Annotated in this window: 23 protein-coding genes and 1 pseudogene; all 24 read left to right on the plus strand. The window is 43.4% G+C overall.

All coding sequences use genetic code 11. From position 1 onward, the window contains the following. The 24 genes and pseudogenes from hrcA (at position 1) to glyS (ending at position 22,762) form a co-directional block, all read left to right on the plus strand. Entirely contained in the window at positions 1 to 1,023 is a 1,023-nt protein-coding gene (hrcA, locus tag E4663_RS04400) for a heat-inducible transcriptional repressor HrcA (RefSeq protein ID WP_079479612.1), read from the plus strand. A gap of 124 nt (positions 1,024 to 1,147) precedes the next feature. Further along, a complete protein-coding gene (gene grpE / locus E4663_RS04405) occupies positions 1,148 to 1,681 on the plus strand; it encodes a nucleotide exchange factor GrpE (protein ID WP_079479613.1) in 534 nt (177 codons plus the stop codon). A gap of 36 nt (positions 1,682 to 1,717) precedes the next feature. Then, positions 1,718 to 3,544, plus strand: a complete 1,827-nt coding sequence (gene dnaK, locus E4663_RS04410; protein WP_135326788.1) for a molecular chaperone DnaK — start codon at positions 1,718 to 1,720, stop codon at positions 3,542 to 3,544. 224 nt (positions 3,545 to 3,768) lie between these two features. Then, complete coding sequence (gene dnaJ, locus E4663_RS04415; RefSeq protein ID WP_079479615.1) at positions 3,769 to 4,890, plus strand: molecular chaperone DnaJ; 1,122 nt, start codon at positions 3,769 to 3,771, stop codon at positions 4,888 to 4,890. A gap of 112 nt (positions 4,891 to 5,002) precedes the next feature. Then, entirely contained in the window at positions 5,003 to 5,941 is a 939-nt protein-coding gene (gene prmA / locus E4663_RS04420) for a 50S ribosomal protein L11 methyltransferase (protein ID WP_079479616.1), read from the plus strand. A gap of 10 nt (positions 5,942 to 5,951) precedes the next feature. Then, positions 5,952 to 6,707, plus strand: coding sequence for a 16S rRNA (uracil(1498)-N(3))-methyltransferase (locus E4663_RS04425; RefSeq protein ID WP_135326789.1), 756 nt, complete (start codon positions 5,952 to 5,954; stop codon positions 6,705 to 6,707). 101 nt (positions 6,708 to 6,808) lie between these two features. Continuing rightward, positions 6,809 to 7,480 (plus strand): deoxyribose-phosphate aldolase, encoded by a 672-nt coding sequence (gene deoC, locus E4663_RS04430; protein ID WP_079479618.1) that lies wholly within the window; start codon positions 6,809 to 6,811, stop codon positions 7,478 to 7,480. 86 nt (positions 7,481 to 7,566) lie between these two features. Beyond that, positions 7,567 to 8,130 carry a flavin reductase family protein gene (locus tag E4663_RS04435; protein ID WP_135326790.1) on the plus strand — a complete coding sequence of 188 codons (564 nt, stop codon included), beginning with the start codon at positions 7,567 to 7,569 and terminating at the stop codon, positions 8,128 to 8,130. A 92-nt stretch (positions 8,131 to 8,222) separates the two neighbouring features. After that, positions 8,223 to 8,396: a 30S ribosomal protein S21 gene (gene rpsU, locus E4663_RS04440; RefSeq protein WP_027955353.1), complete on the plus strand. Its 174-nt coding sequence runs from the start codon at positions 8,223 to 8,225 to the stop codon at positions 8,394 to 8,396. A gap of 19 nt (positions 8,397 to 8,415) precedes the next feature. After that, entirely contained in the window at positions 8,416 to 8,862 is a 447-nt protein-coding gene (locus E4663_RS04445; protein ID WP_079479620.1) for a GatB/YqeY domain-containing protein, read from the plus strand. Positions 8,863 to 9,050: 188 nt separating this feature from the next. Next, a complete protein-coding gene (locus E4663_RS04450) occupies positions 9,051 to 10,373 on the plus strand; it encodes an NfeD family protein (RefSeq protein ID WP_135327565.1) in 1,323 nt (440 codons plus the stop codon). Further along, a complete protein-coding gene (gene floA, locus E4663_RS04455; RefSeq protein WP_079479621.1) occupies positions 10,370 to 11,356 on the plus strand; it encodes a flotillin-like protein FloA in 987 nt (328 codons plus the stop codon). Before E4663_RS04450 ends, floA begins: the two co-directional genes overlap by 4 nt. A 27-nt stretch (positions 11,357 to 11,383) precedes the next feature. Next, positions 11,384 to 11,887 carry a hypothetical protein gene (locus tag E4663_RS04460; protein ID WP_079479622.1) on the plus strand — a complete coding sequence of 168 codons (504 nt, stop codon included), beginning with the start codon at positions 11,384 to 11,386 and terminating at the stop codon, positions 11,885 to 11,887. A 70-nt stretch (positions 11,888 to 11,957) separates the two neighbouring features. Next, complete coding sequence (gene yqfC / locus E4663_RS04465; RefSeq protein WP_079479623.1) at positions 11,958 to 12,245, plus strand: sporulation protein YqfC; 288 nt, start codon at positions 11,958 to 11,960, stop codon at positions 12,243 to 12,245. An 11-nt stretch (positions 12,246 to 12,256) separates the two neighbouring features. Beyond that, positions 12,257 to 13,438, plus strand: coding sequence for a sporulation protein YqfD (gene yqfD, locus E4663_RS04470; protein WP_135326791.1), 1,182 nt, complete (start codon positions 12,257 to 12,259; stop codon positions 13,436 to 13,438). Between the two features lie 2 nt (positions 13,439 to 13,440). Beyond that, a complete protein-coding gene (locus tag E4663_RS04475) occupies positions 13,441 to 14,403 on the plus strand; it encodes a PhoH family protein (protein ID WP_079479625.1) in 963 nt (320 codons plus the stop codon). Positions 14,404 to 14,575: 172 nt separating this feature from the next. Beyond that, positions 14,576 to 16,681 carry an HD family phosphohydrolase gene (locus E4663_RS04480; protein ID WP_135326792.1) on the plus strand — a complete coding sequence of 702 codons (2,106 nt, stop codon included), beginning with the start codon at positions 14,576 to 14,578 and terminating at the stop codon, positions 16,679 to 16,681. After that, the gene (ybeY, locus tag E4663_RS04485) at positions 16,678 to 17,154 is read left to right on the plus strand and encodes an rRNA maturation RNase YbeY (RefSeq protein WP_168927341.1); all 477 of its coding nucleotides are present in this window, start codon (positions 16,678 to 16,680) and stop codon (positions 17,152 to 17,154) included. The genes E4663_RS04480 and ybeY overlap by 4 nt, the downstream gene beginning before the upstream one ends. Further along, a complete protein-coding gene (locus E4663_RS04490; protein ID WP_135326793.1) occupies positions 17,126 to 17,515 on the plus strand; it encodes a diacylglycerol kinase family protein in 390 nt (129 codons plus the stop codon). The genes ybeY and E4663_RS04490 overlap by 29 nt, the downstream gene beginning before the upstream one ends. 65 nt (positions 17,516 to 17,580) lie before the next feature. Beyond that, on the plus strand, positions 17,581 to 18,486 hold the full coding sequence (era, locus tag E4663_RS04495) for a GTPase Era (RefSeq protein WP_079479629.1): 906 nt from the start codon (positions 17,581 to 17,583) through the stop codon (positions 18,484 to 18,486). Between the two features lie 23 nt (positions 18,487 to 18,509). Continuing rightward, positions 18,510 to 18,644, plus strand: a pseudogene (locus E4663_RS20355) (YqzL family protein); the annotation flags it as partial. 117 nt (positions 18,645 to 18,761) lie between these two features. Next, positions 18,762 to 19,505 (plus strand): DNA repair protein RecO, encoded by a 744-nt coding sequence (gene recO / locus E4663_RS04505; protein WP_135326794.1) that lies wholly within the window; start codon positions 18,762 to 18,764, stop codon positions 19,503 to 19,505. A gap of 292 nt (positions 19,506 to 19,797) precedes the next feature. Further along, the gene (glyQ, locus tag E4663_RS04510) at positions 19,798 to 20,685 is read left to right on the plus strand and encodes a glycine--tRNA ligase subunit alpha (RefSeq protein WP_135326795.1); all 888 of its coding nucleotides are present in this window, start codon (positions 19,798 to 19,800) and stop codon (positions 20,683 to 20,685) included. Continuing rightward, positions 20,678 to 22,762, plus strand: coding sequence for a glycine--tRNA ligase subunit beta (gene glyS / locus E4663_RS04515; RefSeq protein WP_135326796.1), 2,085 nt, complete (start codon positions 20,678 to 20,680; stop codon positions 22,760 to 22,762). Before glyQ ends, glyS begins: the two co-directional genes overlap by 8 nt. The last annotated feature ends 26 nt before the right edge of the window (positions 22,763 to 22,788 follow it).

Raw genomic sequence — 22,788 nt, forward strand, 5'->3', positions numbered from 1 at the left:
ATGTTAACAGAAAGACAACTGCTCATATTGCAAGTCATTATTGATGATTTCATCACGACCGCCCAACCCGTAGGGTCGCGGTCTATATCGAAGAAGGATGCAATCACTTTTAGTTCAGCGACTGTAAGGAACGAGATGGCCGACTTAGAGGAACTAGGGTTTATTGAAAAAACCCACTCTTCTTCAGGACGAATCCCTTCTGAAAAAGGGTATCGCTTCTATGTTGATCATCTTCTGTCCCCTTTAAGGTTGTCTCAGCAAGAAGTGGGCACTATTCGAGATGCTTTCACGGATAAGATGATGGAGTTTGAACAAGTTGTTCAAAAGTCTGCAGGCATTTTGTCTGAATTGACTAATTACACCTCGATTATCCTCGGACCTGAAGTGTTCGAAACGAAATTGAAGCAATTGCAGATTGTTCCCTTGAACCAACAGTCAGCAATCGCTATTCTTGTGACGAACACAGGTCATGTTGAACACCGGGCTTTCAATGTACCCTCTGAAGTTTCATCTTCTGATCTTGAGAAGATGGTGAATATCTTAAATTCACGACTTCAAGGCGTACCGTTGATCCAGCTCCACGAAAAGCTGTATAAGGAAATTGGCGATTTATTAAAAGCTCACACCGAACAGTACGACAAAGCTTTTGCATACTTAAGAGCTGCTCTGGTAGAAGAGCAGCCTACAAAGTTGTATATCGGTGGAAAGACTAATATCCTTATGCAACCAGAGTTCAAGGATTTAGATAAAGTCAGATCACTCTATGCAACCATTGAAAAAGAGAGTGAAATGGCTGACCTTTTGAGGTCTGATGATGAGGGGATCCGTGTAAGGATTGGGCACGAGAATCCGTTTGATGCCATGCAGAATTGCAGTTTGATAACGGCGAGCTACCGTCTAGGTAACGATCAAATCGGGACCATTGCCCTTTTAGGTCCGACTCGGATGGAGTATAATCGGATGTTTTCATTGATGAATGTACTTTCGAAGCATATGACTAGCACGTTCAGAGGGTGGTATTAAACTACTCGCTAACCAAATAGGTGGGAGATAGCTTCCCATCGTTTCTTTTTGTCTATTGCTTTTTCTAACCATTCATTCATGTTATAGTCAGTAACGGCTATAGGGAAAGTAGGAGGTGTAAGTCGTGGAAGAGAACAAAAAAGAAGAAGTGCTCGAAGAAAATGAGGAACAACAAGAAGAAGTTGAAATCATTGAAGAAGAGCAAGAACAAACAGAAGACGATCAGCTAAAGCAAGAGAAAGAAGAGCTGAACAATCGTCTGATCAGACTTCAGGCTGATTACGATAACTTCCGCCGCCGTACACAGAAAGAGAAAGAGGCGGATCGAAAGTATCGTTCCCAAAGTTTACTCGAGGAATTGATTCCTGTCTTGGACAATTTCAATCGAGCGCTGCAGGTAGAAGTCGATTCCGATTCTGCACAGAAGTTAGCAGATGGAATGAAGATGGTGTATGACCAGTTCAAGACTGCACTTGATAAAGAAGGGCTTGAAGAGATTCCTGCTCAAGGAGAAGAGTTCGATCCGAACCTTCACCAAGCAGTCATGCAGGTTGAAGATGATAATTACGATTCCAATATTGTGGTAGAAGAACTACAAAAAGGGTATCGTTTGAAAGATCGGGTTATTCGCCCGGCTATGGTAAAAGTAAACCAATAATAGATGAATGTGAGATTGTAAAGGAGGACATTAACCATGGGTAAGATCATTGGTATTGATTTAGGTACAACAAACTCTTGTGTAGCAGTAATGGAAGGTGGCGAATCGAAGGTTATTCCGAACCCGGAAGGTAACCGTACGACTCCATCAGCTGTTGCTTTCAAAAATGGTGAGCGTCAAGTAGGTGAGGTTGCGAAGCGTCAAGCTATTACAAACCCGAACACTATCCTTTCCATTAAGCGTCATATGGGTACAGATTACAAAGTGGAAGTGGAAGGTAAAGAATACACTCCACAGGAAATTTCTGCTGTTATCCTACAGTACATCAAGAGCTATGCAGAAGATTATCTAGGAGATACGGTTGATAAAGCGGTAATCACTGTACCAGCTTACTTCAACGATGCTGAGCGTCAAGCAACAAAAGATGCTGGTAAAATTGCTGGCCTGCAAGTAGAGCGTATCATCAACGAGCCTACAGCAGCTGCGCTTGCATATGGTATCGACAAAGAAGATCAAGACCAAACAATCCTAGTGTATGACCTTGGTGGCGGTACATTTGACGTATCCATCCTTGACATCGGCGACGGTGCATTTGAAGTTGTTTCTACAGCAGGTGACAACCGTCTTGGTGGGGATGACTTCGACCAAGTTATCATCGACCACATGGTAGCAGAATTCAAAAAAGAGAATGGCATCGACCTTTCTCAAGATAAAATGGCTAAACAGCGCCTGAAAGATGCTGCTGAAAAAGCGAAGAAAGATCTTTCTGGTGTAGCTCAAACACAAATCTCACTTCCATTCATCACTGCTGGTGAAGCAGGTCCATTGCACCTAGAGATGAATTTGACTCGTGCTAAGTTCGAAGAGCTTGCATCTGACCTTGTTGAACGCTCTATGAAGCCAACACGTCAAGCATTGAAAGATGCGGACATGAGTGCAAGTGATATCGACAAAGTCATCCTAGTAGGTGGATCTACTCGTATCCCTGCAGTTCAAGAAGCGATCAAGAAAGAAATCGGTAAAGATCCTTCTAAAGGTGTTAACCCTGACGAAGTAGTTGCACTAGGTGCATCTATCCAGGGTGGAGTCCTACAAGGTGACGTCAAAGACGTTGTACTTCTTGACGTAACTCCACTTTCCCTAGGTATCGAAACTATGGGTGGCGTAACAACGAAGCTTATCGAACGTAATACAACGATTCCGACAAGCCACTCTCAAGTATTCTCAACAGCTGCTGACAATCAGACGGCCGTTGATATCCACGTACTTCAAGGTGAGCGTGAAATGGCACAAGATAACAAGACGCTTGGCCGTTTCCAACTGACAGATATTCCACCAGCACCACGTGGTGTTCCACAAATCGAAGTTTCCTTCGATATTGATGCGAACGGTATCGTAAACGTACGTGCGAAAGACATGGGCACAAACAAAGAACAGTCCATTACAATTAAGTCTTCCTCAGGTCTTTCTGACGAAGAAGTGGAAGATATGGTACGTCAGGCAGAAGAGAATGCCGAAGAAGACAAGAAGAAGCGTGAAGCGATTGAACTTCGTAACGAAGCAGATCAGCTGATCTTCACTACAGACAAGACGATCAAAGACCTTGGCGAGCAAGTAAGTGAAGAAGAAAAGCAGAAAGCAGAATCTGCTAAAGAAGAACTTCAGACAGCTCTTGAAGGCGAAGACCTTGAAGTAATCAAGGAGAAGAAAGAAGCACTTCAAGAACAAGTTCAACAGCTTTCTGTGAAAATGTATGAGCAGGCACAAGCTCAAGCAGAAGCGCAGCAAGGTGAAGAAGCTGGCGGTTCTGATGATGTTGTCGATGCGGACTACGAAGAAGTAGACGAAGACGACAAGAAGTAAGTCATTCATGAGAGAAAAGAAAAGTCAAAGTCAGGTTCTTCTTGGCTTTGACTTTTTTTGAGTATAAGAAATGGTGATTCACTTTTTGTATGGAAACTTACTATTTGTGTTTCTTTAGACGAAAGTGGGATCATCATTCTATTCTTTAGATAGGCAGTTGCCTGTCGGATTTGTCAGTGTTAACATAAACGTTATGTAATAGCGCCCGGGAGAGTGATGGACAAGTGAGTAAACGCGATTATTATGAGGTACTCGGCGTTTCACAAGACGCGTCGAAAGACGAAATCAAGAAAGCTTATCGTAAATTAGCTCGAAAGTACCACCCAGATGTAAGTGAAGAAGAAAATGCATCCGAGAAATTTAAAGAAGCAAAAGAAGCCTATGAGACATTAAGCGACCAGCAGAAACGTGCGCAATATGACCAGTTCGGTCATCAGGATCCGAACCAAGGATTCGGAGGCTTCGGTGGAGCTCAAGACTTTGGAGGCTTCGGAGACATTTTCGATATGTTCTTCGGAGGCGGAGGACGTCGTCGCGACCCTAACGCTCCAAGAAAAGGTGCAGACCTTCAGTACACGATGAACCTTCAATTTGAGGAAGCCATTTTTGGTAAGAGCACAGATATTGAAATTCCGACTGAGGAAGAATGTGACACTTGTGATGGTTCTGGTGCGAAACCAGGCACTTCTCCGGAAACCTGCCCGCACTGTGAAGGAAGTGGCCAAATCAACCAAGAGCAAAACACTCCATTTGGCCGTGTAGTAAATCGTCGTGTTTGTCACCACTGTCAAGGAAGCGGTCAGATTGTGAAAGACAAATGCCAAACTTGTGGTGGAGATGGTCGTGTTCAGAAGCGTAAAACAATTCATCTGGATATCCCAGCAGGTATCGATGACGGTCAGCAGATTCGTGTCCAAGGCAAAGGCGAATCTGGTGTAAACGGCGGCCCGGCAGGTGACCTATTCGTTGTCATTCGCGTGCAGCCACATGAATTCTTTGAACGTGAAGGAGATCATATCTTCTGTGAAATGCCACTTACTTTCGCACAAGCAGCACTTGGTGACGAAATTGAAGTGCCAACCGTTCACGGTAAAGTGAAGTTGAAAGTCCCTGCAGGTACCCAAACAGGAAAAACGTTCCGTTTGAAAGAAAAAGGTGCTCCGAATGTTCACGGACGTGGGCAAGGGGATCAGCACGTGAAGACTAAAGTCATCACGCCGAAAAATCTAACTGATCGCCAAAAAGATTTGCTGAGAGAATTTAACGATATCAGTGGTAATGAAGCTACTGATGAGCAACACGGCAACTTCTTTGAGCGAATGAAGCGAGCATTCAAAGGCGACTAAAGCAATTTGAGAAATGAGTGTCTGCTACGACAAGGTTCTTTAGGTTTTACCTATACCTGTTTTTGTGTGTAGCAGGCACTTCTTTAATTTTATATAAAGTGAGCTGATAACGATGAAATGGTCGGAGTTTTGTATCCAGACGACGAACGAAGCAGTAGAACCAATCTCCAATATTCTTCACGAAGCAGGTGCCAGTGGGGTTGTCATCGAGGATCCGAGAGACTTGGAGCGCGAACAGGCTCCACTTGGAGAGATTTATGAATTGAACCCTGAAGATTACCCTGAGGAAGGGGTAAGGGTCAAGGCTTACCTTCCTGTCAATAGTTTCTTGGCTGAAACAGTTGATGAAATAAAAGAATCCATCAATAACTTGACTACATTCCAGATTGATATTGGGCGTAATGAAGTGACGATGAGTGAAATCAATGAGGAAGACTGGGCAACAGCGTGGAAGAAGTACTACAAGCCTGTCAAAATCTCCGAAAAGATCACGATTATCCCAACGTGGGAAGAATACGAGCCAGTTTCTAGTGATGAGATCATTATCGAAATGGATCCAGGGATGGCTTTCGGTACAGGTACCCACCCGACGACAGTGCTTAGCATTCAAGCATTAGAGCAATACTTAGAAAAAGGGGATAAGGTCCTTGATGTTGGTGCTGGGTCCGGAATATTGAGCGTAGCGTCCGTTTTACTGGGAGCATCCCATGCTTATGCGTTCGATTTGGACGATATAGCAGTGAAGAGCACCGGTCTTAATGCGGAACTAAACAACGTACAAGACCAAGTAACATCTAAGAAGAACAATTTACTAGAAGGTATTGAGATGGAGGCGGATTTAATCGTCTCGAATATCTTAGCTGAAATCATTGTTCAATTCACCGATGATGCTTTCAATCGGGTCAAACCTGGAGGTTACTTTATTACCTGCGGAATTATTTCAGGTAAGAAAGAAGATGTACGAGAAAGCCTGATTCAATCTGGTTTTGAAATTGTAGAGACTAATAAGATGGAAGACTGGATCAGCATCATCGCAAAAAAACCTGAGTAAGGGTGAGAGGATGCAGCGATATTTTATACCGGCGGAACATTGGAATAAAGATTATGTGACGATAAAGGGGAAAGATGTTCATCATATTTCTCGAGTCATGCGAATGGAGATAGGCTCATCAATTGTATGTATTCACCCTCACGATGGACCGGCATTAACCAAGATCGAGAACATCACAGAAGAGTCCATTTCCTGCAACATTGTCGAGTGGCTCGATGAGGATCGCGAGTTACCGGTAGATGTTACCGTTGCACAGAGTCTTGGCAAAGGGGATAAGTTAGAGCTAGTCGTTCAAAAAGGCACGGAGCTCGGAGCAGCTCGGTTTATTCCATATGCCGCTGATCGGTCCGTAGCAAAATGGGACCATAAGAAAGCGAAGAAAAAAGTAGAACGTCTACAAAAGATCTCGAAGGAAGCAAGTGAGCAGTCAGAACGTTCTTTCATCCCGGAAGTCACTCCTCTACACTCTCTCAAAGAATTGATGGAGATAGAGGGTTATGATTGGTGCTTTTTCGGTTATGCTGACGAAGCGCGTCAACGTTCATCAACTTCTCTCAAGACTCGGCTTTCAAAGGTGAAGACAGGTGATAAAGTGCTTGTCGTGTTTGGCCCGGAAGGTGGGTTTTCGGAGAACGAAGTACAACAGTTTCGTGCGTCCGGTTTCCTGTCCGTAAGACTAGGACCGAGAATCCTAAGGATGGAAACGGCTCCTTTTTACTTTTTGTCGAGCTTATCTTATCAACTCGAAGAAAATGAGGGAGACTAATCGGAAGTCCTCCAATTGTACTCGCAATTTATACGCTTTCATGCTATGATTGATTAAGAGGTACGGACAACTAAAAAGATAAGAGAAGGGAAGATCTACACATGGAACAAAATCTTGCAAAGATGATTGACCATACACAGCTAAAGCCAGATACTCCAAAAGAAAAAATTCTTCAAATTTGTGAAGAGGCAAAAGAGCATAGTTTTGCTTCTGTCTGCGTGAATCCGCACTGGGTGAAAACTTCTTATGAACTTCTTAAAGATACAGATGTGAAAGTTTGTACAGTAATTGGCTTCGCACTAGGTGCGACTACAAAAGAAACAAAGGCATTCGAGACTCGCCAAGCAATCGAGCAGGGTGCAGAAGAAGTGGACATGGTTATCAATGTCGGTGAATTGAAATCTGGAAATACAGACGTCGTTCAGCAAGATATTGAAGCGGTTGTCCGTGAAGCAGAAGGTAAAGCCATTGTTAAGGTGATCATCGAGACATCACTTCTTACCGAAGAAGAAAAAGTGAAAGCTTGTGAACTTGCTAAAGCAGCAGGAGCTGACTTCGTTAAGACATCTACAGGTTTCAACGGAGGCGGAGCTACCGTTGAAGACATCAGTCTTATGCGTAAGACAGTAGGCCCTGAGATGGGTGTGAAGGCTTCTGGAGGCGTTCGTGACTATGACGGTGCCAAAGCAATGATCGAAGCAGGAGCGACGCGTATCGGAGCTAGCTCAGGAATTGCAATCATTAAAGGGGAACAAGGAACATCTGACTACTAAGATAGGAAAGCCCGCTCATCATCTTACATGATGAGCGGGCTTTTTTGATGGTATGATGATGGAAGAAGGAAGGGAGGGGGGACTTTATGGAAAGACAAGATCATATAAAGATGCATAGTTACCCAGGGATGGTGGCTGTAGTTGGTGTACATACCGAAGACGGGGTGAACTTTATGGCGGCGGGGTGGCACTCTTATTTGTCCATGGAACCTGCCATGTATGGTGTTGCGGTCGGACGAGAACGTTATACTTATCACCAGTTGAAGGATGCAGGCAGGTTCACAATCAATTTTCTCCCTTGGGAACACGCGGACTCCATTCAGTTCAGTGGTACTACATCAGGCTATACTATAGATAAAGGCGAGCGTATGGATTGGTACAGTAGTGATTCTACACTGCCTCTTTTAAAGGGGGCCTATTTAGCTTATGAATGTGATCTGAAGCAGATGGTACCTACAGGAGATCACGAATGGGTGGTTGGTGAGATCCGTACTTTTCATTATGAAGAAAATTTTTTCGCTCAAAACGGACTACCAGACTTTAAGAAATTGAATATTCCACTGTATCTCGGGCGCTCCACCTATCTGAAGCTGGATGAAACAACAGAGAAATTAGCAATCAATGAACCGAAACCTGACAAAAAAAGTTGACCATATCAGAAGGTTATAATATAATTGTCAAAGGTATGGGGCGTCCCCATACGAGAGAAACAGTTTTTGTGCTTCGGAGGGAGGGAAATTGCATGTCAAATACAACTCGCGTTCGTAAAAACGAGTCTCTTGAAGATGCTCTTCGTCGCTTTAAGCGTAGTGTATCCAAAAGTGGTACATTAGCAGAATATCGTAAGCGTGAATATTACGATAAGCCTAGCGTACGCCGTAAGAAAAAGTCTGAGGCGGCTAGAAAGCGTAAGTAATTAAAGAGGGTGAATCAAGATGACGATTACAGAACGTCTCACCCAAGATATGAAGACGGCTATGAAAGCTCGCGATAAAGCAAAGCTTTCCACGATCCGTATGGTTCGTGCTTCGTTTCAAAACGAAGCGATTAAACTTGGGAAAGACTCATTATCTGAAGAAGAAGAAATGACTGTTTTATCTCGTGAGGTAAAGCAGAGGAAAGATTCCCTCCAAGAATTTAAAGAAGCTGGACGTGACGATCTTGTAGAAGGACTTCAGTTCGAACTTGAAGTTTTACAAGCATATATGCCGAAACAGCTGACAAATGAAGAACTTGAACAAGTCGTTCAAGAAACTATTGAAGAAGTAGGCGCTACTACGAAGGCCGACATGGGTAAAGTCATGACGGCTGTGATGCCGAAAGTGAAAGGTAAAGCGGACGGCTCACAAGTGAACAAGCTCGTACTTCAGCAATTATCTTAAACTAAAGGCCTCTCTTTTGAACAAGAGAGGCCTTTTTATATTACATAATCCAGCCGTTTTAAAAATTATTAAGCTTTTTCTGAAACAAAACATGGCTTTGAAACGTATAGGTACTAATCCATGGGTAAGCTACAAGAAGGAGGTGGCATAATGTGAGAAAAGCGTTCAGAGTGAGATTCTTTACGCTTATGATGGCAGCAGCCCTTATTCTCTCTATTTTTCAGCTGTTACCAGAAGTTCTGGCAGATGGAGAGGGAGAGAGTGTGTACGTCATTCCCGTAGAAAATACAGTAGAGCGTGGATTAGCAGCGTTCTTGGAGCGGACCACAACCGAAGCGATGGAAAATGGAGCAGACCACATCATTTTTGAAGTGAATACTCCTGGTGGTCGAGTAGATGCAGCTAGTGAAATTGCAGAGTTGTTTCAGGATCTTGATGTTCCCAATACTGCGTTTGTCACAAGCCAGGCTCTTTCTGCAGGGTCTTATATCGCATTAAATACCGATCAAATCTATATGAAGCCTCAAGCAACAATGGGAGCATCTGGTGTTATTAATTCTGATGGCACAGCTGCCGATAAGAAAGCGCAATCGGCTTGGATTTCTTCCATGGTTGCAGCTGCGGAGGCGGGTGGTCGTGATCCTGTTTATGCAAGGGCGATGGCTGACCCTGATGTTGATTTGCCAGAGTATGGTGCGGGAAAAGGCGCTTTCTTGACCCTCGGCCCCAATGATGCGTTGGAAGTGGGGTATGCAGAAGGAGTTGTCGAAGATCGTACCGAATTACTTAATGAGCTGAATCTATCCGATGCGACTATTGTAGAAGAGTCCCCTACCGCTGCGGAGAATTTGGCAAGGTTCCTGACAGATCCAGTAGTCATCCCTATTTTGCTTTCGATTGCAAGCTTGGGACTAGTGGTTGAGTTGTATTCACCTGGTTTCGGTATCCCGGGGATTATGGGATTACTTGCTCTTGTGCTCTTCTTCTATGGTCATATCGTTGCGGGGCTTGCAGGCTACGAAGCGATCATCCTATTAATATTAGGGATCGGGCTTGTTATTGCTGAACTGTTCTTACCTGGTGGGATAGCTGGAATAGCTGGAATTGTAGCAATTGTTGCTTCCCTTATGCTTTCATCAGCCGATATGGGACATATGGCTATGAGCATAGGCATTGCTCTGATTGTGACAATTGTAATTTCCGTTATTCTATTCAAGACAATGGGCTTAGAACGAGGGTTCTTCCGCCACATCATTTTGAATGACTCTACCTCTACAGAAAAAGGGTACGTGTCCCAGGCGAATAGGCTTGAGCTTATCGGATTAGAAGGTACAACGATTACGCCGCTGCGTCCTGCTGGAACTGCTGAATTTGATGACGAGCGTTTGGACGTAGTATCAGAAGGTGGATTTATCGGACCTTCCAGTAGAGTCAAAATAGTCAAAACGGAAGGAACGAGAATTGTAGTTAGACAGATGAAAACGAACCATGACAAGGAGGAAGTCGAATGACATTGGAACAACTCATGCCAATCATTATTGTCGGTATTATCATTATTGTGCTCGCCGTACTATTTACTTTTATTCCAGTTATGCTCTGGATCAGTGCTTTAGCAGCTGGGGTACGCATAAATATTTTCACACTGGTGGGAATGCGTCTTAGACGAGTCATCCCGTCCCGTGTAATCAACCCGTTAATCAAAGCTCATAAAGCAGGAGTGAATGTAGATACCAACCAATTGGAAAGTCACTATTTAGCCGGGGGTAACGTAGACAGAGTGGTCAACGCATTGATTGCAGCTCAGCGGGCAAATATTGAGCTGAGTTTCGAACGATGTGCCGCTATCGATTTGGCAGGCCGTGACGTACTAGAAGCTGTCCAAATGAGTGTAAACCCGAAAGTAATTGAAACGCCGTTCATTGCCGGTGTAGCGATGGATGGTATTGAAGTAAAAGCGAAAGCTAGGATTACGGTTCGCGCAAATATCGACCGACTAGTCGGTGGTGCGGGTGAGGATACGGTTATTGCTCGTGTCGGTGAAGGAATCGTATCTACGATTGGTTCAAGTAAAAACCATAATAAAGTACTTGAAAACCCTGATTTGATCTCTCAAAATGTATTAGGAAAAGGTCTGGATGCAGGGACAGCCTTCGAAATTCTGTCTATTGATATTGCAGACATCGATATCGGCAAAAACATCGGGGCAATCCTACAGACTGACCAAGCCGAAGCGGACAAGAACATTGCACAAGCGAAAGCCGAAGAGCGTCGAGCTATGGCGATCGCACAAGAACAAGAAATGCGTGCCCGCGTACAAGAAATGCAGGCGAAAGTTGTGGAAGCGGAAGCAGAAGTTCCGCAGGCTCTTGCTGAAGCATTGCGTTCAGGAAAAATGGGTGTCATGGATTATATGAACTATCAGAACATCAATGCAGATACCGATATGAGAAACACGATCGGAAAACCTCAGACGGAAGAAGAAGAGGATAAATAATCCATAAGCAGATAAAGGAGAATGCTCATGGAAGGCTTGATTGAGTTTATATTCGGTAATATTTTCATAATCGCTATTGTGGTCGGCGGTATCATCAGTTGGTTCAGCAGAGTGATGGGTGGAGATGACGAACGGGAAACTACGAGAATGCCATCCGGTCCCATGCAGCAGCCGGCAGATACCCCTCCGCAAAAAGTTGAATCACAACCACCTCGATCTTCATCAGGGGAAGATCGATTAAGAGATTATTACGAAAAAAAGAAAGATACATTAGCAAAGGCCAAGAATGAGCAAGAAATTGGCGGTGGATCTAGTTATGAGACACCTAATCAAGACATTTACACGAACCCCTTTGAACAAGAGGAACAACTACAGGCTGAACGGAAAAAGACACAGCCCGTGTCGCCTGTCTCACAACTTAATATTAAAGATTGGGACCGTAAGCGATTAGCAGAAGGTGTGGTCATGGCAGAAATCCTTGGCCCTCCCCGTGCTCACAAGCCTCACAGTTCCAATCCGAGAAAAAGATAACAAAAGGCACGAATTGTAGTGATACAATTCGTGCCTTTTTCGTATAAATACAGAGAGAGGGGGAAGTCGAATGGCAAAATGGCAGCAAAACATACGGGCGTGGATCGGTCGTTACTTCGATTTACCTTCTGACGTGATGCTCGATCTTCCTAGAATAACGACGATCGGGTCCATTCATGTGTACATAGAAAACCATACCGGACTTCTGCATTTCTCAGATAACGAGATCCGGATTCAATACAAAAAGGGTCAAGTCCGTATTTTGGGTTCGGGACTTGGTATAAAGATGATGTTGAAGGAAGAATTGCTACTAGAAGGGGAACTGAAGTCCGTTGAATTTCTCCCGGACGGACAATAGGAGGTGAAATGATGGGGAACCAGCACGACTTCTATCAAGGCACAATGAATATTAGGTTGAAGGGAAGCCTGATTGAACCTTTCCTTCATGCGTGTACAAGGCAAGGTTGTCAGCTCAGCCGTGTAAGAAGGATCGGTGATGATGAAGTCGTCTTGACGATCCGTTTGCGCGACTGGCCGATCATGAGGAAACTAAGGAAGAAATATAGGTGTAAGATTGAGATAATCGATGGGAAAGGCGTTCCCTTCCTTGTTAAGAGAATGGTGAAGAAGACGTCTCTTCTTCTTTCATTTATAGCAGCGGTTATCTTTATTTTTGTTCTTGCTAACACATTATGGTCCATTGAAGTGAAAGGATTGAGTCCAGAGTTAGAAGCAAGTGTTGAGAAGAAGCTCAAGTCTTATGGTGTTTATCCAGGAAAGCTTACAATTGGCATGGATGACCCGATTGAAATACAGTCCAAACTCCTCGATGATATTCCGGATTTATTGTGGGTAGGCGTTAAGAAGCAAGGGACGAGCTATCACTTATACGGTGTTGAGAAAACCAGGCAGGATCTTGATGAGAATGACCGTCCGAGTTATCTAGTTGCGACCAAAAAAGGAATGGTGATCCGCTCCTTCATAAAGAAAGGTAGACCGCTCGTTTCTGTGTATGACATCGTGAAAAAAGGACAACCACTGGCGACAGGGGAATTAGTGGAGGAGGGTGATGTGTTTGTCCATACAGAAGGAGAAGTGATTGCGGAGACCTGGTACAAAGCAGAACAGCAACTCCCATTAAAGCACATACTTGATTTAACGAGTGGAGAAGCTAATTATAGTTATGGGTTGAAAATTGGCTCATTCAAACTTCCGCTTTGGGGATGGTGGAAGTCTGATGAAGGCAAGGTCAGAGAAGAGGAAGTTGTAACGGATTGGAATGTGAGAGATTGGACATTACCAATCCAGTGGCAGAAGAAAACAGCTTTCCAAATCGATCGTGTTTCTTTCAACCAATCGAAGAAGGAACTCCAAGAAATAGGCGCAAAAACGGCAAGACGAAGCCTTTTGCAACAGTTGGGTGAAGACGCTGCCATTAAGGATGAAAAAGTTTTGCACCTAGGTGAGGAGCATGGTAAAGTAAAATTAATCCTATTATTTAAAGTTCATGAAAATATAGCAGAAACAAAGTATATTAGCCAAGGAGATTGAGTATGCCTGAAGACTTGAAGACCATTGATATCCAATTAGATAATACGACCGAAGCGTTAGCATTATTCGGGACAGAAGATAGAAATTTGAAGCAGATTGAAGAGCAGTTGAAAGTGACGATCATTTCAAGAGGTGAGCATGTACGCGTATCTGGACCGACGGAACATGTGAAGCTTGTCGAAGGTATTCTAATGTCCGTACTCAACTTGATCCGAAAAGGATTGACCATCACAGAGCGGGACATCGTGTACGCTGTAGAGCTTGCTAAAAAAGGAAAAATCAATCAATTCGAAGCGCTTTTCGAGGATGAAATTACTCGCAATGCAAAAGGCAAGTCCATCCGGGTGAAGACGCTCGGTCAGAGAAATTATGTTTCTGCCATCAAAAACAATGATTTAGTATTCGGTATCGGCCCTGCTGGTACAGGTAAGACGTACTTAGCCGTTGTTATGGCTGTCAATGCACTTAAGAATGGTGAAGTGAAGCGTATCATATTAACTCGCCCTGCCGTTGAAGCAGGAGAAAGTCTCGGCTTCCTCCCGGGAGATTTGAAAGAAAAGGTCGACCCTTATCTTCGTCCACTATATGATTCCCTTCATGACGTGTTCGGTGCGGAGCACACGGCGCGATTAATTGATAGAGGAACCATTGAAATTGCTCCACTTGCTTATATGAGGGGGCGCACTCTGGATGATGCTTTTGCTATACTAGATGAAGCGCAGAACACCACTCCAGAGCAGATGAAGATGTTTCTGACACGACTCGGATTTGGATCTAAGATGATTATCACCGGTGATATTACTCAAGTAGACCTTCCTAAGGGAGTCAAATCCGGTTTGAAAGTAGCGGAAGAAAAACTAGGTAGAGTGAAAGGCTCCGAGTTTATTCACTTAGAACAATCTGATGTTGTAAGGCACCCACTTGTGCAACGGATAATAGACGCATATGAAGGTGGAGGAGAGTAAGGCCCAGTAATTTGGGCCTTTTTGTTTCGTTAAGGGATTGTTCCGTAGATAGGTGTAAGACCTGATATGCTGACTATTCAGCAGGACAGATAGGTACTTCGCTTTGCTCTAGTATGCGGACCTAGTTGTACAAGTTCTCTGGTTAAGGAAAATAACTTAATGGGGTGTAATTATGAAGAAGAATGGAGCCTTTTGGAAAAGGCATCGATTTTGGCTTTCTCTAGCGCTGCCTGCCCTTCTCGTAGCGGTTGTATTCATCGCCGCCTCTTTTTCGAATGTACATAAGAAGACCTATCGTTTAGAAAAGTTTGACACGGCCGAAGAAACCATCTATTCACCAATTACGATTGAGAACAAGAAAGAAACGGAACAGAAAATTAGAGAAGTAACTCAAGGAGTAGAAGATCACTATTCCATTTCTGAAACCATCACAGACGAAAGACTCCAGAAAGTTAGAGAAGTTTTTGAAGTGGTCGAAGAGATTGAGAATTCCGGAAGAGAGGATGGTCAAGTGAATCAAGCATCAGAGCTTGATTCACTGCTGTCTGAAGATATTTCTTCGTCTCTGCCAGTAGAGGTCTTCCGGCCATTATTGGAGGCGGAGGATAAGGATTTAGAAGATGCCGAACGCATATTAGTCAATACTTTAATGAGTGTTTTCAAGGACGGAATCCGAACCTCAGATCTAGAGACAGAGGAGAGAACGCTGGAGTTGAAAATCGAATACTCTAGCATTCCAGATTCGATCAAAGATGCAGTGGCTGCTATCGGTACATATGGTTTGGTAGAGAACGCACTATATGACGCTAGAGAAACAGATGATGCTAGGAAAGAAGCAATAGCCAATGTAGATCCTGTCATGATTCGATCAGGGGAGGTTATCGTTGAAAAAGGGGAGACGGTGACCACCGGTGTTTACGAAGAATTGCAATTGACCGGACTTCTAGACGAGAAGAAAAACATCCTTCCGATGGCAGGACTAACGTTGTTCGCACTCCTCCTTTCAATGCTTTTCTATTCTGAAAGTGTGAGAGCTATACATTTAGGGAATTTGAATAGACAGCATATTTATGCGCTGACATTCGTCACTTTGGTAATGATCGTCATCATGAAGGTATTCAGTTTCTATGTAACTGTTGGGCAGCCTCTATATTATTTGATGCCGGCAGCAACAGGGGTTATGTTAGTGAAACTGCTTGGTCAGGAGCGGTTGGCTGTTGTTATGTCCTTGATCTACTCTCTAATGGCTATGGTATTTATGAATGGTCAGCTGACGGGAGCTTTAAATGGTACCGCAGGCGTTTACATGATGCTCTCCCAAATTGCAGCGATATTCTTCCTTTCCCATACAAAAGAGAGGTTAGCTATTATACGGGCAAGTTCAGGCGTGGCTTTGATTAATATATGCACCGTACTTTTCTTTTTATTCATTTCTTTTGAAAAGTACACGTGGGTGGATGCCTTTCTATATTGTGGGTACGGACTTGCTGGAGCTTTTATTGCTGGAGTTCTTACCCTTGGGCTTCTGCCATTCATTGAGGCATGGTTCGGGATATTATCGGATAACAAGTTGCTGTCGCTCGCAAACCCCAACCAACCTCTGCTAAGGAAGTTGCTGATCGAAGCACCAGGCACTTATCACCATAGCATTATGGTGGCGAACTTGAGTGAAGCCGCCTGTGAATCGATCGGTGCCAATGGTTTACTGGCGCGGGTAGGGGCATACTATCATGATTTGGGTAAGACGATTGACCCCCATTACTTCATTGAGAACCAAATGAAAATGCGTAATCCACATGATTTCTTAGATCCAGAGCAGAGTGCAGCTATCATTCTGGAGCATCCTTACGATGGAGCGGAAATGCTCGATAAAGGGAAGTTGCCGGCGGAAATCGTAGATATTGCAAGACAGCACCACGGAACAACGCTTTTGAAGTATTTTTATCATCAGGCAACTGAACAGAATTCGGACGTTCGTGAAGAGGAGTTCCGTTATCCTGGGCCTAAACCTCAATCAAAAGAAGCGGCCGTCGTCTGTGTGTGTGATTCAGTCGAAGCGGCTGTCAGGTCGTTAGACGATCCCACAGAAGAAAAAATCAAAAAAATCGTACACTCGATTATCAAAGACCGCCTCATGGATGGACAATTTGATGAAAGTGACTTAACGTTTAAAGAAATAAACGAAATGGAACACTCGATATGTGAGACTCTACATGGCATATATCATTCTAGAATACAATATCCAGAAAACGACACGATCGTTAAGGAGGCAAAATAATGTTACACATCGACTTTCAAGATGAAACAAATTCTGTAGATGAGGCATTTGTAGATTTGATTCAACGCATTATTAAGTTTGCAGCAGAAAAAGAAAAAGTGAGCACAGAGTCAGAGGTTTCCATCAGCTTTGTCGACAACAAAGAAATTCAAGAAATCAACCGAAACTACCGACAAAAAGACTACGCTACAGATGTCATCTCTTTTGCTATGCAAGAGCAAGGAGAAGGGGAAATGAATATTCTTCATGAGGACATGCCTGAAATGCTCGGTGATATCGTCATCTCTATCGATAAGGCCAAAGAGCAAGCAGAGGAATACAATCATTCTCTTGAGAGGGAGCTTGGGTTTCTTGCTCTTCACGGATTTTTACACTTGTTAGGATATGACCATATGAATGAAGAAGAAGAAAAGCAAATGTTCGGTCGCCAAGAGGAGATTCTTCATGAGTTTGGGCTCGAAAGATCAGAGTAAAAAGAAGAGAATAGGCTTTCGTCACGCATGGAACGGAATCAAAGAAGTTACAAGGAGCGAACGTAACTTTAAGCTTCATCTATTCTCTACAGTATTGGTTATTATTAGTAGTGCAATCCTGGGGCTACAAGCGATAGAATGGTCCGTGATTATTCTTACCTGCTCCATTGTACTTGCCTTGGAGATGGTGAACTCCTCCATTGAAAGGATTTTGGATTATTTAGCACCCGAATGGAATCCACTCGCCGGGAAAATCAAAGATATAGCGGCAGGTGCTGTGCTCGTTGCCAGTATAGGCGCTTTCGTCATTGCCTGCATTCTGTTGCTTCCGAAATTGTTGATTCTTATTGGCGTAGAGTGAAACGCAGCGTGAAATGTAGTAGAATAGAACATGTAGGAAGATGAAGTTATTTTGGAGGAACAAACATGACAGAAGAATTTAAATCTGGCTTTGTGGCGATAGTTGGTCGTCCGAATGTCGGAAAATCAACATTTATGAATCGTGTTATAGGTGAAAAAATCGCGATTATGAGCGACAAAGCTCAGACAACAAGAAATAAAATTCAAGGTGTAATGACGGATAAAGACTCTCAAATCATCTTTATTGATACTCCTGGTATACACAAGCCGAAACACAAGCTTGGAGATTACATGGTCAATATGGCTGAGAATTCACTGAACGAAGTGGATGCAGTGCTGTTTATGATCAATGCAGAGGAAGGCTATGGTCGTGGAGACCAATTTATTATCGACCGCCTTCAACGCGTAAACCAGCCTGTCTATCTCATCATTAATAAAATCGACAAAGTACACCCTGACGGTCTGCTCCCACTGATTGAACAATACAAAGAGAAATTGGATTTCGAAGAGATTATCCCGATTTCTGCATTAGAGGGAAACAACGTAGATCATCTAGTGAGTGTGATCAAACAACAGCTTCCGGAAGGTCCGCAGTTTTATCCGGAAGATCAAATTACAGATCACCCAGAACGTTTTGTAATTAGTGAATTCATCCGCGAGAAGGTTCTGCATTTGACACGTGAAGAAATCCCTCATTCTATCGCAGTTGTGATCGAGGGGATCGAACCACGTGAAGATTCCAATGCTGTTTATATTCAAGCAGCTGTCATTGTGGAAAGAAAATCACAAAAAGGCATCATTATTGGAAAACAAGGCAGTATGCTGAAAGAAATCGGCATGAGAGCTCGAAAAGATATCGAGGCCCTGCTCGGAAGTAAAGTGTACTTGGAGCTTTGGGTAAAAGTGCAAAAGGATTGGCGTAATCGTCAAATTCAGCTAAATGACTTCGGCTATCACGGCGAAGACTATTAAGAGGTTGGAAAAAATTAAGTCACATGATAATCAGGCTTGGGAAGCATTCTAATACATGTAAATCTTTTTTGATTTTCATTAAACGAAAGAAGGTGTTTCTTGTGCTCAACGACCTTTCATGGAATGTATTCAGGAAAACCGGGGACATTGAAACCTATTTGTTAATGAAAGAACTCGAAGCTCAAGATCAGCAGCCGGATTTATCGCTTTCCTCGGCTGATTATCAGACAAAGGATTCTGAAAACCTCAAAGGCTAACGTTAGCAGGTGAGTGCTTTGTTAGAAAAAATCGAAGGAGTTGTCATCCGTACACGAGATTACGGAGAAACTCATAAGATTGTTACTTTGTTCACACGGGAAAAAGGAAAAATCGGTGTAATGGCAAGAGGTGCCAAAAAACCAAAAAGTAGAACGGCATCTGTAACACAACCTTTCATTCACGGTATGTATCTGATCCAAATAGGGTCCGGGCTTGGGTCCATGAGCCAAGGGGAGATGATATCTTCCCTAAGAGGCGTAAGAGAAGATATCGTAAATACGGCTTATGCCTCCTACATTGCCGAATTGACGGATAAGCTCATAGAAGAAAAACAGCCGGACCCTTTCTTGTATGAACAGTTTCTGCAGACATTGCAATGGATGAGCGAAGGTAAAGATCCGAATATCTTGACCATGATGTATGAGTTGAAGATGTTCAAGAAGGCTGGGTTTGCACCTATCGTTGACCAGTGTGTAAATTGTGGAGGTACAGACGGCCCTTTTTCGTTCTCAATGGATGAGGGTGGGCTTCTCTGTTACAGATGTAAACAGAGGGACCCAGGGGCTTATGGTCTACCAGACCCTTTACCTAAATTACTGCGATTGTTTTTACATATGGATGCCAAACGACTGGGGCAGATTTCTATGAAAGAACAGAATAAAAAATTGTTGCGCCAGATCATGGATGAATACTATGATCGATATGGTGGATATTTCATCAAATCTAAGAAGTTTTTAAACCAGTTGGATCTATTTTCGTAATAAAAAACAATTGACAATTCATACAGTATTCAGTATGATGCTATTACTTAATCAGTGTTGCGTTGAAAGAGAGTAGTAATCAGAACCCACATTTATAGCGAGCTTGTGATCGTGAGAGTCAAGCATTGATGGACTGGTGAAGGCGTTCTGGAGCAACTGGACGTAAAAGTGGCTTTCTTAGAAAGCAATTAGGGTGGAACCGCGGAAATCCCGTCCCTATGTCGTATTCGACATAGGGACGTTTTTTTTTGTTTTTAGTCACTTTCTGAAACCTTAAAGGAGGAAAGAATTAATGAATATTCAAGACATGATATTGAGCTTACAGAAACATTGGTCGGACCAAGGATGTCTATTAATGCAAGCTTATGATACCGAAAAAGGAGCGGGCACGATGTCTCCGATGACGCTATTACGTAGCCTAGGGCCAGAGCCTTGGAACGTCGCATATGTAGAACCGTCCCGTCGACCTGCAGATGGAAGGTATGGAGAGAACCCGAACCGTTTGTATCAGCACCACCAATTCCAAGTCATCATGAAACCTTCACCAGACAACATTCAAGAACTCTACTTGGATTCATTACGAGCGTTGGGCATTGATCCTGATAAGCATGATATCCGGTTTGTAGAAGACAACTGGGAGAACCCGACACTTGGAGCAGCTGGTCTAGGATGGGAAGTTTGGTTAGATGGAATGGAGATTACTCAGTTCACTTATTTCCAGCAAATTGGCGGACTAGAAGCGCGCCCGGTCTCTGCAGAGATCACCTATGGTATCGAACGCCTAGCCTCTTACATTCAGGACAAAGAAAATGTCTTTGAGCTGGAGTGGACAAATGGCGTAACCGTAGGGGACATTTATACTCAGCCTGAGTATGAACACTCTGTGTACACTTTTGAAGAGTCTGATGAAGATATGTTGTTCAACTTGTTTTCCACCTATGAGAAAGAAGCACAGCGCATAATGGACAAGGGACTTGTCTTTCCTGCTTATGACTACGTTTTGAAATGTTCTCACACGTTTAATCTGCTGGATGCTAAGGGTGTCATTAGTGTAACAGAAAGAACGGGTTATATCGGTCGAGTACGTAATCTTGCCCGTCAAATTGCCAAGACGTACGTGGAAGAACGCGAACGTTTAGGATTCCCAATGTTACAGAAGGAGGCTGGTCAAAATGAGTAAAACAGTGTTATTTGAACTTGGAGTAGAGGAATTACCAGCGCGGTTTATTGACGATGCTCTCAACCAATTAGAATCAAAAACAGAGGCATGGTTTAAAGATGCAAGAATTCCTTTTGGAGAGATCAAAGGGTTTGCCACTCCGAGACGTCTAGCTGTTCAAATCACTGATGTTGCAGATAAACAGCCAGATCTAGAGGAAGAGGCAAAGGGACCTGCAAAGAAAATTGCATTAGATGATGATGGCCAATGGACAAAAGCGGCGATCGGCTTCTCTAAAGGTCAAGGCAAAGACGTCGAAGACATTTACTTTAAAGAGATTAAAGGTACAGAGTATGTACACGTGACGAAGTTCATTGAAGGAGAGGCAACGGAGAAGCTTCTTGAAGAGTTCCGTTCCGTATTCTTAAGTCTTAACTTCCCGAAAAACATGCGCTGGGCAGATTACGAATTACGTTATGCTCGACCAATAAGGTGGATGGTTGCCCTTTATGGTAATCAAGTCATTCCATTTCAAATTGAGAATGTCTCCACATACAGAACAACAAAAGGACACCGTTTCTTAGGTTCTGAAATAGAACTTCAAAATGCAGATGAGTACGAGGATGCCCTTAATAAGCAATCGGTAATAGGTTCTGTAAACAAGAGAAAACAACTAATTCGTGAACAGCTTGATACCATGCAGCAGGATAAGGGATGGAAGCTGATAATCGATGAAGACCTATTGAATGAAGTGACACATTTAGTCGAGTACCCAACTGCCTTCAGTGGTGCATTCAACGAAGAATTCTTAGATCTTCCGGAAGAAGCTTTAGTTACCTCTATGAAAGAACATCAGCGCTATTTTCCTGTTCGATCCCATGAAGGGGAGCTTCTGCCTTTCTTCGTAGGAGTCAGAAACGGAAACGATCACCATATAGAGAACGTAGCGAGAGGGAACGAAAAGGTGTTAAAAGCTCGTTTGAAGGACGCTCAATTCTTCTATGAAGAAGATCAAAAAGGCACGATTGATGAGAAGTTAACAAAGCTTGAGCGAATGGTGTATCAAGAAGAACTCGGTACTTTAGCAGATAAAGTTAACCGCATCGTAGCTATATCAGGGAAGTTATCGGAGTGGCTTGAACTCGACGAAAAAGAACAGCAATTGACGAAGCGTGCAGCTGAAATTTGCAAATTCGATCTTGTTACTCAAATGGTGGATGAATTCACAGAACTTCAAGGTGTGATGGGAGAGAAATATGCTCGACTGTTTGGTGAGGAAGAAGCAGTTGCAGTAGCGATAAACGAACACTATATGCCGAGACAGGCGAATGGAGAACTCCCTCAGTCTACAATCGGTGCTATTGTCAGTATTGCAGATAAGTTGGATACTATTGTTGGTAGTATTTCCATCGGCATTATTCCTACTGGTTCACAAGATCCTTATGGTCTCAGAAGACAGGCGCTTGGCATACTGCAAACCCTAGAAGAAAAAGGTTGGGACTTGTCAGTAGAGAAACTCATTGAACTTGTCCATCACTTCTATCAGGAATTGGATCTCCCAACGAGAAGTAAAGAAGAAATCAGTTCCGACCTGCAGGAATTCTTTAGAGTGAGAGCAGCTTACTTATTGCGAGGAGACGGAATTGATCCAGATGTCGTAGAAGCGGTATTAGTAAACGGTATCGGTCGTTATTCCACTACTAAAGATAAGGCTCAAGTTCTTGTTGCCAAGCGTACAGATGAAACATTCAAGCCGGTGCAAGAAGCCCTTGGAAGGGTCATGAAGCTCGCGGAAAAGACGGAGGATACAAACGTTGACCCTAACTTGTTTGAAAATGAAACAGAATCGAAGTTATATGAAGTCTATCAAACCACAGTCCCTGCCTATCGTGATGCGCTAGAACAAGATAAACCGGCAGAAGCATTAGATGCTTTGTCCAGTTTAGCTTCGCCGATCCATGAGTTCTTCGATCATACGATGGTCATGGCAGAAAACGAAAAGGTAAAACAAAACCGCTTGAGTCTGCTTAACGTAATCTCTATGAATGTCAGAGAGTTCGCGGACTTAACGGCTATTGAATGGAAGCAACAATTCTAAGCATCGTTCTTTTACCCATGTTAAAA

Origin of the sequence: Halobacillus salinus (assembly GCF_004684905.1) — a bacterium.
In the GTDB taxonomy this organism is placed as follows: domain Bacteria; phylum Bacillota; class Bacilli; order Bacillales; family Halobacillaceae; genus Halobacillus; species Halobacillus salinus.

What these genes read in the sequence shown, in the direction of transcription:
- floA (WP_079479621.1), top strand. Translation starts at nt 10,370, where the DNA reads ATGACATTGGAACAACTCATGCCAATCATTATTGTCGGTATTATCATT.
- deoC (WP_079479618.1), top strand. Translation starts at nt 6,809, where the DNA reads ATGGAACAAAATCTTGCAAAGATGATTGACCATACACAGCTAAAGCCA.
- rpsU (WP_027955353.1), top strand. Translation starts at nt 8,223, where the DNA reads ATGTCAAATACAACTCGCGTTCGTAAAAACGAGTCTCTTGAAGATGCT.
- glyQ (WP_135326795.1), top strand. Translation starts at nt 19,798, where the DNA reads ATGAATATTCAAGACATGATATTGAGCTTACAGAAACATTGGTCGGAC.
- E4663_RS04475 (WP_079479625.1), top strand. Translation starts at nt 13,441, where the DNA reads ATGCCTGAAGACTTGAAGACCATTGATATCCAATTAGATAATACGACC.
- era (WP_079479629.1), top strand. Translation starts at nt 17,581, where the DNA reads ATGACAGAAGAATTTAAATCTGGCTTTGTGGCGATAGTTGGTCGTCCG.
- E4663_RS04445 (WP_079479620.1), top strand. Translation starts at nt 8,416, where the DNA reads ATGACGATTACAGAACGTCTCACCCAAGATATGAAGACGGCTATGAAA.
- E4663_RS04435 (WP_135326790.1), top strand. Translation starts at nt 7,567, where the DNA reads ATGGAAAGACAAGATCATATAAAGATGCATAGTTACCCAGGGATGGTG.
- yqfC (WP_079479623.1), top strand. Translation starts at nt 11,958, where the DNA reads ATGGCAAAATGGCAGCAAAACATACGGGCGTGGATCGGTCGTTACTTC.
- E4663_RS04460 (WP_079479622.1), top strand. Translation starts at nt 11,384, where the DNA reads ATGGAAGGCTTGATTGAGTTTATATTCGGTAATATTTTCATAATCGCT.
- yqfD (WP_135326791.1), top strand. Translation starts at nt 12,257, where the DNA reads ATGGGGAACCAGCACGACTTCTATCAAGGCACAATGAATATTAGGTTG.
- E4663_RS04490 (WP_135326793.1), top strand. Translation starts at nt 17,126, where the DNA reads ATGAGTTTGGGCTCGAAAGATCAGAGTAAAAAGAAGAGAATAGGCTTT.
- glyS (WP_135326796.1), top strand. Translation starts at nt 20,678, where the DNA reads ATGAGTAAAACAGTGTTATTTGAACTTGGAGTAGAGGAATTACCAGCG.
- E4663_RS04450 (WP_135327565.1), top strand. Translation starts at nt 9,051, where the DNA reads ATGATGGCAGCAGCCCTTATTCTCTCTATTTTTCAGCTGTTACCAGAA.
- hrcA (WP_079479612.1), top strand. Translation starts at nt 1, where the DNA reads ATGTTAACAGAAAGACAACTGCTCATATTGCAAGTCATTATTGATGAT.
- E4663_RS04425 (WP_135326789.1), top strand. Translation starts at nt 5,952, where the DNA reads ATGCAGCGATATTTTATACCGGCGGAACATTGGAATAAAGATTATGTG.
- E4663_RS04480 (WP_135326792.1), top strand. Translation starts at nt 14,576, where the DNA reads ATGAAGAAGAATGGAGCCTTTTGGAAAAGGCATCGATTTTGGCTTTCT.
- dnaK (WP_135326788.1), top strand. Translation starts at nt 1,718, where the DNA reads ATGGGTAAGATCATTGGTATTGATTTAGGTACAACAAACTCTTGTGTA.
- prmA (WP_079479616.1), top strand. Translation starts at nt 5,003, where the DNA reads ATGAAATGGTCGGAGTTTTGTATCCAGACGACGAACGAAGCAGTAGAA.